General features: G+C 46.1%; 5 protein-coding genes. All 5 read left to right on the forward strand.

Features of this window, described 5'->3' with window-relative positions; genetic code table 11:
- Positions 1–800: ABC transporter permease (locus J2Z65_RS34560; protein WP_209856364.1), on the forward strand; the 800-nt coding region annotated here is incomplete at its 5' end.
- On the forward strand, positions 790–1,767 hold the full coding sequence (yjfF, locus tag J2Z65_RS34565; RefSeq protein WP_209856367.1) for a galactofuranose ABC transporter, permease protein YjfF: 978 nt from the start codon (positions 790–792) through the stop codon (positions 1,765–1,767). The genes J2Z65_RS34560 and yjfF, both read left to right, overlap by 11 nt.
- Positions 1,768–1,907: 140 nt before the next feature.
- On the forward strand, positions 1,908–2,975 hold the full coding sequence (locus J2Z65_RS34570; protein ID WP_240159888.1) for an ABC transporter substrate-binding protein: 1,068 nt from the start codon (positions 1,908–1,910) through the stop codon (positions 2,973–2,975).
- Positions 2,976–3,325: 350 nt separating this feature from the next.
- On the forward strand, positions 3,326–7,882 hold the full coding sequence (locus J2Z65_RS34575; protein WP_167063093.1) for a beta-L-arabinofuranosidase domain-containing protein: 4,557 nt from the start codon (positions 3,326–3,328) through the stop codon (positions 7,880–7,882).
- A gap of 363 nt (positions 7,883–8,245) precedes the next feature.
- Positions 8,246–13,363 carry a cohesin domain-containing protein gene (locus J2Z65_RS34580; protein ID WP_167063096.1) on the forward strand — a complete coding sequence of 1,706 codons (5,118 nt, stop codon included), beginning with the start codon at positions 8,246–8,248 and terminating at the stop codon, positions 13,361–13,363.
- Positions 13,364–13,641 lie beyond the last annotated feature (278 nt).

Genomic DNA, 13,641 nt, shown 5'->3' on the forward strand with positions numbered 1-13,641 from the left:
CGGGCGCGTTGTCTTGTTTAACGATTAGCAAAAGCAGTGACCAGAATGCGGTGGGTGTACTCGTGCTTTCCATTTTGATCTCACTCGTGCTGTCTCTGGTACTCGGCTTGTGGAACGGGTTCCTGGTCGCGAAGGCGGGCATTCAACCGATTATCGCAACATTGATTCTGATGGTAGCAGGACGTGGAATTGCCCAGCTCATTACGGGAGGGCAAATCATCACCGTAACGAGCTCCTTCTACAAGTATATCGGCGCAGGCTCATTGGCGACTTTGCCGTTTTCCATCTTTCTTGTGGTCATCGTGTTTGCCGCAGCCGCTTTATTAACGCGCAAAACAGCGCTTGGCCTGTTCATTGAATCGGTTGGCTGCAAACCGACAGCAAGCCATTTGGCAGGCATTCGTTCCCGTACGGTTATGCTCGCCGTGTATATTTTCTGCGGCGTATGTGCAGGAATTGCCGGCTTAATCTTGAGCTCAAACGTCTCAAGCGCAGACGGCAACAATGCCGGCTTATGGTATGAGCTGGATGCGATACTTGCGGTCGTGATCGGGGGGACTTCCCTGAACGGCGGAAGATTCTACCTAACCGGGACACTGATCGGCGCGCTCATCATCCAAACGTTGACCACCACGATTTATATGATCGGAGTTCCGCCTGAAATCACGTTGGTGGTCAAAGCATTTGTCGTACTGGCCGTCTGCTTAATCCAGTCCGAAGCCTTCCGCCAATCCATCGTCTTCCGCTGGAAGACCCGCCATTATCCTGCTGAACGTGAGGTCAAACGCCATGCTGCTTAATCGCAAATACATTCCGATCTATGTCACTGTCTGCTTATTCGCCTTGATGTATATCGCCGGTTCTTTCCGGTATACGGGCTTCTTCTCCTTGCAAGTGCTGCTGAATCTGCTCATCGATAATGCCTTTTTATTGATTACGGCTGTAGGGATGACCTTCGTCATCGTCTCCGGCGGCATCGATTTGTCGGTAGGTTCCGTGATCGCTTTAACGACCATGATCTCGGCTTCGCTGGTGGAGGCAGGTTGGTCGCCGTTTCTTGTCATCCCGCTCGTATTAGTCTTAGGAACGCTGTTCGGATGGGGAATGGGAGCCATCATTCATTATTTCAAAATCCAACCGTTCATCGTCACACTGGCGGGAATGTTCCTGGCAAGAGGGCTGTGCTACGTGATCAGCATCAACACGATTACGATCGATAATCCGATGTACACGAGCATGGCCCAGACCAAAATCCCGCTGCCGGGCGGCAACTTCATTTCGATTAGCGTTGTAATTGCTTTGCTCGTTGTCGCAGTGGGCATGTATATGGCCCATTACACACGCTTCGGGCGCAATACGTATGCTATTGGGGGCAGTGAGCAATCGACAATCCTTATGGGACTGCCAGTCGCCAGAACGAAGATGGGCGTATATGCTTTCAGCGGCTTTTGTTCAGCATTAGCAGGCGTCGTATTTACCTTCTATATGTTATCCGGGTATGGCCTGCACGCGATGGGGATGGAGCTTGATACAATCGCAGCTGTCGTTATTGGCGGTACCTTGTTAACCGGCGGGGTAGGTTATATTGCCGGCACGTTCTTCGGGGTACTGATTCAAGGAGTCATTCAGACGATCGTCAGTTTCGAAGGAACGCTCAGCTCCTGGTGGACGAAAATTGTGATCGGCCTGCTGCTTTGCTTATTTATTTTGCTGCAAAAGGCATTAAGTGAACGGAAGTGGTCCGTAAGAATAAGCAATGATAGATAGTCAAAGGACTTTGAAGGGCAATGAATAATTGCCAGGCAAAGTCTTTTTTTAACGGCATGCATATTGTTACTTTCTTGGAAGCGTTTTATAATACTAGGAAAGGAACGAGATGTATACTTTTGTCAATGAAGGAGACTTCCATGCTTGGTAGATCTTTTATCTCACTATTTAAAAGTAAACTATTGATTCTTCTGTTTTTAGGTATGATTTTGGTTATCTACACGTTTGACTCTGTTCAAAATTCCTCCAAACATTTTACTTCCGGCGAGGAGAAAACAGCTGTCAAAAATGTGATCAATCAAAATTACCAAGAACCGGCACCCGTCCGTCCAATCGTATTAGGTTTCTCTCAGCTCGGCTCGGAAAGCGCTTGGCGGAATGCAAATACAATGTCGATTAGGGAAGCGGCGGAAGAAGCAGGCATTGAGCTGCGTTTTGAAAATGCCGATCAATCACAATCCAAGCAATTTGAAGCCGTTCGCTCTTTTATTAAGCAAAAGGTGGATGTGATTGCGATTGCACCCGTCATTGAATCAGGCTGGGAGCCGATTTTGAAGGAAGTGAAGCAAGCCGGCATACCGCTAATTATGCTGGACCGTTTAGCGAATGTGAGCGATCCCTCTTTGTATGTGACCTACATCGGTTCAGATTTTTATGAGGAAGGCCGGAAGGCGGGCAAATATGTCATTGATAAAATGAGCAGCAAAAAAGATAACATTGGCATCGTAGAGCTTGTAGGTACCGAGGGGTCGACCCCATCCATTGCCAGGGGCAAAGGCTTCCGGGATGTCATTAAGAACCATACGAATTTAAAAATATTAAAGAGCGAGCCCGCCGATTTTACATTTGAGCAGGGCAAACAGGTGATGAAGTCTTTTTTGACGAAGATGGGCAGTGATATTCGTGTCTTGTACTCGCATAACGACGATATGGCGTTAGGTGCTATTGAGGCGATCGAGGAGTATGGGCTGCGTCCAGGTAAGGACATTATCATTATTTCCGTAGACGGAACGAACAAAGCATTTGAGAAAATGGCCCAGGGCAAAATTAATAGTGTAGTGGAGTGCAACCCTTTGCTAGGTCCTAACCTTATGCAAGCTGTCAACGAGCTGATACAAGGCCGCAGCTTGCCCAAAAGGATTGTAACGCCGGAAAGTGTCTTTACGGAGACGATGGCGGAAGCGGAAGTAGGGAAAAGGAAGTACTGAATGCAGGTACGGAATAAGCAGATAAGAGAAACGAGAAGCCGAAGGTCTGAGAAGACTTTCCGGCTTCTTATTTTTTTGAGAACCGGATATGTGCCCCCAGACACGGGTAAACAGAGAATAATGCGGATAAAAACGAACTTTTATCACCAAATAATCTATTGAGAGCAGCTCTTAGATTACATAAAATGAAGGTGTGAAATATATGAAAGCGCATTCCGCTTTAGAGTAGAAAACAGATGAAATATTTACATCTTTGAATCAACAAATTCTATTTATAAACATAATTCGGAGTAGTACATTGGTTGCATACGGTTCCATCGTAACGATTATTCGGGGGAGGAAACAAAACCATGAACAACCAGAAAAAAATAGCGATTTTAGCTTTATCTGTTGTCATGCTATCGGGGGATTTACTTTCTGGACAGGCTGTTTTTGCAGGAGAGACCGACACGAGGGCACTTTTGGACGCCTCAAAAGTTTTGTCGTTGGAATTTGAGAATAACGTAACCGACAGCTCGGGGAAAGGGAACAACGGAACGATCTCGGGTGCGAATTACTCCTATGTAGCCGGCGTTAACGGAGGTAAGGCGCTGAAGCTTAGCGGAAGCACCTATGTTAACCTTGGTAAAAGCGGTACGCTGCAGCCGTCAGACTTAACCGTATCCTTTTGGTTTAAGCCTAATGAAAAAATGACCGGCGAACAAATGCTGATGTGGAATAAAACAGCTTGGTATAGCGACGGATGGTATTTAGGTTCCGAAAATGACAGTAAACCGCTGACTTTGTCTATAGGCTCGTCAGATGCAAACAAACAGCCATATAAGGTTAGTGTTGGCGGCTCAAGAGCAGACTTTTTCCCGTTGGATACTTGGACACACGTTGCGATTACTTACGACAGCACTACGAAAAAGGTGAGTGTTTACCGAAACGGCATCAAACAAAGCACGAATATTGACTATGGCATCGGTACAGATGGTGCGGACGGAATTATTACATCGGACGAAACGACACAGAAATCGCTTGGGTATAATGGACCTAACTATAATGGCGCTTACGGGAAGTACGCACTTGATGATTATGAGGTGTACAAAACGGCAGCCAGATATGAGGACATTATTTCATTGTATGAGGAACAATCCGGGACTATTTTCGACAATGAACAAGTTGCGAAAACAGATGCAGATGCCATTACGCTGCCTGCCAAAACGTTGGGCGACCTATCCCTTCCTGTTGTAGGGAAGTCGGAAGCGTCCACGATATCATGGGAGTCGGGCAATGAGGAAATCATTGATAAGCTCGGACATGTTCATCGGCCTGAAGCCGGCAAGAGTGACGCATCCGTTACATTAACGGCGGAGGTTACCTTTAGAAGCAAAAAAGTGACTAAACAGTTTAACGTCATTGTACCTGCAATGAAAGTAACGGATTCATTGCGAAATGTGCCAATGGCAAATGTTACACTAACGGATGATTATTATACGAATGCGTTCAATAAAGATGTTGATTATTTATTATCATTGGAACCGGATCGATTGCTGAGTGCGTTTCGCACGACAAGCGGACTCCAAGCCAAGGCTGCGGTCTATGACGGCTGGGAAAATACAGAAATTCGCGGCCATACATTAGGGCACTATCTATCAGCCATTTCGATGGCTTATGTCAATGCCAAGGGCGAGGACAAAGTTCGCTTAAAAGAGCGGGTCGATTATATCATTGATGAACTGGCAGCTTGTCAGGATGCAAATGGAAACGGTTACGTTTCTGCATTTCCAACTTCTTTCCTGGACCGGGTTGAGAATGGACAGGCCGTATGGGTTCCATGGTACACGATTCACAAGATTTTGGCCGGATTGGTTACAGCAGCTGAATATGGCGACAACGAGAAAGCGATCCAAGTAGCTGAGAAATTTGGCGAGTACATTTATGGCCGCACTTCCAACTGGACGGAAGCCATGAAAACCAAAGTCCTTAATGTTGAGTACGGCGGTATGAACGACAGTCTCTATGACATTTACAGTCTCACAGGTAATGACCATATGAAGAAAGCCGCAGAAAAATTCGATGAGTTGAGTTTGTTTGACTCCTTATATAATAATGTGGATGTTTTAGATGGCAAACACGCGAATACGACGATCCCTAAAGTCATCGGCGCGCTAAAGCGTTATTCCGTTCTGGAAGAGGCTGAAAGCGAGAATTATTACCTGCAAGTGGCGGAGAACTTCTGGGAGATGGTAGTCAAACATCACTCCTATTTAACCGGTGGAAATAGTGACAATGAACATTTCGGCCCTTCCGATGTTTTGGATGCGGAGCGTACGAATGTAAACAATGAAACCTGTAATGTTTATAACATGCTGAAGCTTTCAAGAGAGCTGTTTAAGATTACAAAAGATAAAAAGTATGCCGATTATTATGAGAACGCTTTTACCAATGCGATCATGGCTTCCCAGAATCCTGAAACCGGTATGGCGATGTACTTCCAACCGATGGACACCGGTTATTTTAAAGTGTTCAGCAGTGAGTTCTTTCATTTCTGGTGCTGTACGGGAACGGGGATGGAGAATTTCTCCAAGCTCAATGACAGTATTTATTTCGCAGACAAAAATAGTGTCTATGTGAATATGTACATTTCCTCAGACATCAAATTGCCAGACAAAAATATGTCGATCACACAAGTGTCCAATCTTCCAAACACCGGTGTAGGCGACTCTGCAAACGGGCAAGTGAACTTCACGATCCATACGACCGGCGCAGCGGATACGGCCCTTCGTTTTAGAATTCCGGATTGGGCGAAGACGAATCCAGTGGTTAAGTTGAATGGGACGGAAATTTCAAACTATGCGGTAGATGGCGGTTACATCGTTCTGCAGCAGGCATGGACAGATGGAACGACCTTATCTTTTGATTTCCCAATGGAAGTTGTCCTGTACAACCTTCCCGACGCAAAGGATACGGTTGCTTTCAAATATGGTCCAGTTGTGTTAAGTGCTGGCCTTGGGACTAACAATATGACGACCAGCACCCACGGTGTTAATGTTTTGAAGCCAAATAAAGATACGTCGGCCAAAGACTATATTACAATAACAAACGGTGATATCAACACTTGGAAGCAAAATATCACACAAAATCTAGTTAAGACTGAAGGAAAGCTTGAATTTACGTTAAAAGGAACAGATGCTGACGAAGGCGATCTTACTTTCACGCCGCATTTTGAAAGATATAAGGACCGGTATGGCATATACTTTGATTTGATCACGGCTGACTCCGAAAGCTATCAGAAATCACTGCTTTCGGCGAAAGAAGCAGGTAGAGCGGAAGCATCCAGCGTAAGCTTTGTCATCGTGGCTAACGATCAATACGAGTTGGCAGCGAACCGTCAGACGGTTAATTCCAATGTCGGTATTTATAACGGCAAATCATACCGGGATGCGGCAGCGGGCGGATGGTTTAGCTATGATATGGAAGTTAAACCCGGTGTCGCCAACTATCTCTTCAGTACTTACTATAGCGGCGATGTGGGCAGAAAATTCGATATCTACGTAGATAATACGAAGCTTGTATCTGAAGCAATTGAAAATAAAAGTCCGGGTAATTTCTATAACCAAACTCGTCAAATCACGCAATCGCTTGTGGAAAACAGCAGAACGAAGATCGTACAAGAGGCAGATGGGAACGGGAATCCGGTACAAAGAACCGTTCATTATGTAACAGTCAAATATGCGAGTACTGGAGGTCTCGTAGGCGGATTATTTGACATTTTCCGTGTGATCACAGATTACAAAACGAATCCGAATTTAAAAAGTCTGGCCTTTGATAAAGGAAACTTATCCAAATCTTTCGATCCTCAAGTAACAGACTATACGCTCACTGTGCCATCCACTGCGACTTCTGTTGCTATGACGGCAGCACCGAACGACGAATATGGTTTGATCTACGATGGTAATATCCTGATCGATGACAAATCGGGTCGCACGATTGCTTTGACGGGAGATATTACGGAACTCGTGTTGACGGCCAAAGCGGAAGATCACGTCACTTCCAAGACGTATACCGTGCATATTGTGAAAAAAGATGAGGCTACTGAAAACCAATTGAAATTAACAGGGCCGGCAAGTCTGGTGTCCAACCAACTCTTTGATGTGACTTTAGGCATAAATTCGGTCTCCCAAAGCGTTTATGCGCATGATTTTACATTTAACTATGATCCTGCCCAGGTTGAATTTGTTTCAGCGGAACCTCTAAAATCAGGTCTGACGGTTGTAGATAAGTCTTCAACTTCAGGACAGTTACGCGTCCTAACTGTTGATTTGCATACGGATCAAGGAACCGGCAGTTCGGCAGATCTCTTGAAGCTGCAGTTTAAGGCCAAGGAGATTGCACAATCACAAACAGGCAGTCTATCGTTATCAAACGTTATTTTCGCTGACGGTACTGGAGCGGAGACGGTTATAGCCAATCCAACTCCATACAATTACGAAATCGTTGCCGTAAGTAAAGCAGCCTTGCTTGAAGCGATATCGGATGCACAGAAACTTTACGATGAATCGGTCGAAGGCTCAACTCCAGGTCAATATCCTGCTGGCTCCAAGGCTGCCTTGCTAGCCGCTATTCAAAGCGCGACTGTCGTCTTGAACAACAATACGGCAACGCAAACGCAGGTTGCTCAAGCTGTGGCTCAATTGAATGCTGCCGTACAATCCTTCAGATCTCAAGTTAATACTTCGATTAGTGGAGATTTGAATGGAGACAATGTCGTTCGAATCGGTGACCTTGCCATTGTAGCTTCCCATTATGGTCTAACTTCGCTAGATCCGAATTGGATCCAAATTAAAGCTGCAGACATCAATAATGACGGTAAGATCGATATTCAGGATCTTGCAGCCATTGCGAGATTGATTTTGCAGTAATCAGTGGTGACTTTGAAAGAAGGGGTGTCATCCATGGCACTCCTTTTTCAAAAAAACAGGTTAAAATATTGTTCAAATTGGTTAATTTGTTTCCTTACCTAATCTTCATTTTTTAGATATGATGAAATAAGAAGAGAAAACGGGCTTAATGCCGTTGGAAAGGGGATTTTACCGTTTTTGTGAAAGCGCTTAACAGTAATATAAAGGATTTGGGACAGACTGCTAATTATGAGTTTATTTGGAGGTGGGGCGTTCGGATTCATTGATTTATTTGCAAGAATGTGGGTTCTTTTCTCGCTATAAGGAGTCAGTACAATTGATAAGGGAATAGATGTCCGTCAAATGAAAAGGGAGTGTACAAGCATGATAAGAAGTAAAACCTTGCGAAAAAGTATCGCATGTATACTAGCAGCTGTCCTAGTAATTTCCCTTTACCCAACGATGCCGGCATTTGCTGCCGATCCGCTTCCAAAGGTGGTAACGATCGATGGCGCTGCCGCCGACACGAACCCTGCAAATACCTTTAAAGGCTATGGCGTCGTATCAGGGAACAACACTTCGCGTTTATTGCTCGATTATAAGGAAGAGCATCCAACCCAATATTGGGAAATCATGAATCAGCTATTTAACCAGGACACAGGAGCTGGAATCAATGACATCAAGATCGAGATGGGCAACGATTCCAACACCTCGTCGGGGACGGAACCTGCTACTAAGCGTTCTGCAGATGAGGTAGCTAACGTTCGTCGTGGTGCAGGCTTCGTATTCGCAGCGGATGCCAAGACGATTAATCCTAATATCAAAGTAAGCATACTCCGCTGGACCCAACCGAATTGGGTTCAACCGTGGAGCGATGGCAATACCGATCCTTCTGTTCCTGCTACTCTTGCGTCTTATGAGCGGATGTATAAGTGGTACAAGGATACCGCAATCGCGATTAACGTTACATATGGCTATTTACTCGATTACATCAACCCAGACCGAAATGAAACCGGTACACCCAATGTAAATTTCATCAAATGGTTTGCTAATCGGATGCGTAGTGATAGCAGCTTCCCCAACTACGATAAAATCAAAATTATCGCCTCCGACGAGAACACTTCTTTGAACATTCCAACTAGAATGCTGGCGGATGCTGACCTTATGAAAGCGGTAGACGTTATGGCCTACCACTACAACTTAGCAACCAGCGCAGACTATCTGAAGGTAAACGAGCAAAACCAGAAGGAAGTTTGGTACAGTGAAGGCGTGGCTCCACAAACCTTGGCTAAGTACCGGGCCAATTCCGATAATGTATTCGGCGGTGTAGCCAGTTCGCTGGATATTGCAGGCCGTTTTATTGCGATGTATACCCAAGGCAAGCGTACGCATTATATGTACCAACCTGCCGTAAGCGCCTTCTATAGCGGTGCTCCATACAGCAGCAAAGAAATTATTGCTGCTAGAGATCCTTGGTCAGGCTATTATGCACCAGATGTAGGCATCAATACTACGATGCACTTTACCCAGTTTGCCGCAAAAGACTGGATGTACATACCTAATGCCAGCGCTGGCGTAATTGGAAGCCGGGGCAATAGTGAGATGGATGGCAACGTTACGGATGCCGAATATAACCGTCTAGCTTTTGTAAGTCCGGATAAAAAGGACTTTTCCGTTGTCATGGTTAATGACAGCGATCGTGTGGCGAATTACCAGTTTGATGTGAAAAAGAACATTAGCAATGCCGGCAATCCTGCACAGGTGTGGGAGACGCGCGGACCTGACGCTGCGCAAGCGTATGATGCCAATTGGTATAAAAAGCTTGGCAGTATTTCCGCAACCGACAACGGAGATGCCTATACGTATACGCTTACCGTTAAACCTCATTCCATGGTCAGCTTGACTAGCACGGTTAATAACCCTAACACAGGTAATGCCCGCACGGAGTATGCACGTAAGACTAGCATCCCGGCGCAATCCGTGCTCGACGTTGACGGTAGCAACTCAGCTATCCTTTACGAAGATGACTTTGAATACAGCAGCTACCCTGCAGTTAACGGGCTAAGCTACTTGGAACGCCGTGGCGGTACTCCACGCTATACAGCCGATCAGGGTGGCGCGTTCGAGGTGTATGGCGGCATCGGCAAAGATGGTTCCAACGGTATGAAGCAAATGATTTATTCGGATAACAAGCCGGGGACTTGGGCTACTACGCCTTTCTCCTATACGGTGCTTGGCGACGAGCGCTGGGCTAACTATCAAACATCCATTGATTTCAAAATGGATTTGGATGCTGCCCATACAGGAGAAAACTATGTTGCTGTGGGTATGCGCCACAAGCTGAATGGTACGACGGCCGATTCAGAATCCGGTTATAAATTCCGGATTTATGCCGACGGCACTTGGCGTCTAATCCGCCTAACAGCAACAGTGGCTAGCGGAACGATTGCGAACTTCGATGCCAGCAAGTGGCACCGTATTTCAATTAAAGCCGTTGAGAAATTCATCACGGCTTCGCTGGATGGAGAAGTGGTCACCAGTTACACCGACAATGCCAGCGGATCACCATTAACCGGTCAGGTCATGATTCAAAGCAGTTTGCGTCAATCGGTCTTTGACAATTTGAAGGTCGAGGCGGTTAACGGCTACGTACCTTATGTAACGGATCGGGTGGATGATCTTGATTCCCGCATTGTGTATCATGAAGGCAGTTTCCCATGGACACATAACTTGGCTGGCGGAGCCGGCCGTCTTAACCGCACGATTACAAACAGCGGAACGAGCATCACGTCGGCCAGCACGACCAAGATTGAAGGTACGCTCAATAGATGGTACACCATTAATCCAAGCAATATGTCAGCATGGAGTTCGAATGCGTCTAATGCCTGGTCAGGTGAAAATGGCAGTTATGCGTCCTTAACTTTTTCAGGCACAGGTATTGCAGTCTATGGAATCGGTCAAGGAACGAGTTCTGTTGCAAGAATGGATGTTTATCTAGATGATTTCGGAACGGGCTCCAATCACGACACGTCGAAAAGAGTTCTTACGAACAAAGGATTCAGCAACGGATCCAGCAGCCAGCTTATTTATCAAGTTAGCGGACTTGCCCCTGGTGTGCATACGATTAAAGTTGTTAAAACCGCAGCAACTTCCGGCAGTGGAAATTATATCTCGATTGAGAAGGCCGTAGTTGCAGCCGACGCGACCACACCGACTTACTTGGAACTGCCGTTCACTGGCACAGGGTTTAACTTGGTGGGGGATACCGGCAGCGGCACAGCTGATATTTTTGTGGATAATACACTTGTTGATCCCAACGTTACTATCCCTGCTGCTACTATCAATCGTTCTGACGTCTACACGTACCGTGGACTGACCGATGGTCCTCATACGCTTAAGTTAGTGGTTAAAGCCGGCAATATATACCTTGACTCCATCGATATATTGGGAACCGTTTATGGCACTGTTTCCAAAACAGCGTTGAGTGCTTTGATAACTCAGCTAAGTAGTTACAGCGAGGGAGATTACATGCCAGCGGAGTGGACTCCTTTTGCTAATGCGTTGGCTGCGGCTCAAGCAGCGCTGACTGACAATCATGCAACTCAGTATGCGGTCGATAGCGCTTTAGATGCTCTTCAAAGTGCAGCTAATGCACTGAAGTTGAAAAAACAGCCTGTAACCGTAACCGGCACATATCCCGCGATTGTTGCCACCAAAGTGGGTGAAGCAGTCACTGGTCTTCCGCAAAGCATTAAAGTCACGCTTGCGGACGGTACCACGGATGTAGATGCTAACATCAACTGGCTTAACAACACAGCAAACCGCTACACGGCTCCATACTCCACGGTGCAAATAACCGGTGAGATTGTTGGCGGCAAAAATCTTGTAATTAATGCCCAAGTAGAAGTTGTGCCTAGTAACCTGGTCTATTTTATTGACCCAGGTGTCACAGGTGATACAACACCGCCTTATACCGCAATTAAAGATTACGTGGGTAACGGTTTGCTGAATGATAAAGCTGACCAACCATCCACAAGCGATACGGTTTGGGGGCATACACCGGTGGATGCCAATTACAAGTACAAGGCGATCACAGGTGCGGTAGTCCCAACTGACAAAAGTCAGACCGGAGTCTATGGTTCTGATACAGTGAATCAACCTCTGGGCTATGTTCTTCCTTTGACAGCCGGTAATTACACGATTACTTCCTTCCATCGGGACTGGTGGAGCAATAGCAACCGAACGATGGATATTAGTTTGAACTATAACGATGAACAAGGAAATCCGGTAAAAGTTCCGGTTCGGACAGGTCTGATTGCCGGTTCTGATGGCGTTATGGTTACTTACGATTTCACGCTTCCGGCTGACGGCACTGTGAAATATATCGTAAACAACACTTACACGGGGAATCAGGCTGCCTTGATTAGTTACCTGGGTGTAGCGAAAAGAGTCGTCTATACGCCGGCAAATAAAGCTGCTCTGCAGAATAAAATCGCAGAGGCGCAAAGCTTAACAATGACAGAATATACAGCAGAAACCTGGTCAACGCTTCAACAAGCATTAAGCGCTGCCTTAACAGTGAACAATAATGTAAGTGCCACTCAGGCAGAAGTAGATGCTGCGGCTGCAGCTTTGCAGACGGCAATCAGCGGTTTACAGGCTGTACCAAAGGTTCTTAAAGTTTCCCTATCTGTATCAGACAATGTCTATACAGGGCAATCGTTCGATGTGACTTACGGTTTGACGAGCGTCACAGAAGCGATTTACGCACAGGATCTGAGTATCATGTATGATCCGCAAAAAGTGGAATACCTCTCGTCCAATACATTGAATGAAGGCATTCAAATTGTAAGCGAGTCTGGCATTCAAGCAAATGGCATGCGCTTGATCGTGGCCAGCTTAGGCAGCGGGAATGCGGTGAAAAATGACGGCGATCTGATTAAGCTGCATTTCAAAGCAAAATCGCTTACAGCCTCGACGGAAACAACGATATCATTGGCCAATGTGCTTGTATCCAATGCTACGGGTGTAGAAACTCAGCTTGAAGGTACGTCTCAACGCGTACGAATTACCTATGTTGACAGGGCAGCTTTGAACTCATTAATTAGCAATGCTCAAAGCAAGCACGATTCGTCAACGGAAGGAACTTCCACAGGTCAATATCCGCAGGGTACCAAAGCTGCGCTGCAAGCGGCGATTAACAGCGCCCAAGCGGTTGCAAGCAACCTGACAGCTACGCAGGCAGAAGTGAATCAAGCGGCAGCTGATTTGAACGCAGCCCTGCAGTCATTCTTGGGATCCGTCATTACAGGTATTCCTGGGGATGTGGACGGCAGCGGTAAAGTAAGTATTGGTGACTTGGCGATTGTAGCTAAGTACTATGGCAAACGGTCGACTGACGAGGATTGGGCTCTTGCTAAATTCGCCGATATCAATAATGACAATGTCATCGATATCAGTGACCTTGCAGCCATTGCCAGATGGATTCTTGGAATTCAATAAATAGCATTGTGAAAGATTTGGGAGGAAGGCAGAAATGCCTCCTTTCCAAATCTTTTTTGATATTATAGAATTTCTATGGTTATAGGGGAACTACAGGCCGCTATTTTGCCCAAAACATCCGATTGCGTAGGGAGAGGGATCTAGGTTCCGCTATTTCGCCATTTTGGCAAATATTTGGACGATGCGGTTTGACCCCCTAATTCCGGAGAGTTACCAGTGTAAGAAACAGTAACCTTAGAATTACGTTAATTTGCGTTTGTTTCCGCTCGTTTCCTCCA

The sequence above is a fragment of the Paenibacillus aceris genome, from assembly GCF_017874035.1.
Classification (GTDB): domain Bacteria; phylum Bacillota; class Bacilli; order Paenibacillales; family NBRC-103111; genus Paenibacillus_E; species Paenibacillus_E aceris.

Excerpts from the sequence above, each read along its gene's own strand:
- yjfF (WP_209856367.1), top strand. The coding sequence starts at position 790 with ATGCTGCTTAATCGCAAATACATTCCGATCTATGTCACTGTCTGCTTA.
- J2Z65_RS34570 (WP_240159888.1), top strand. The coding sequence starts at position 1,908 with ATGCTTGGTAGATCTTTTATCTCACTATTTAAAAGTAAACTATTGATT.
- J2Z65_RS34575 (WP_167063093.1), top strand. The coding sequence starts at position 3,326 with ATGAACAACCAGAAAAAAATAGCGATTTTAGCTTTATCTGTTGTCATG.
- J2Z65_RS34580 (WP_167063096.1), top strand. The coding sequence starts at position 8,246 with ATGATAAGAAGTAAAACCTTGCGAAAAAGTATCGCATGTATACTAGCA.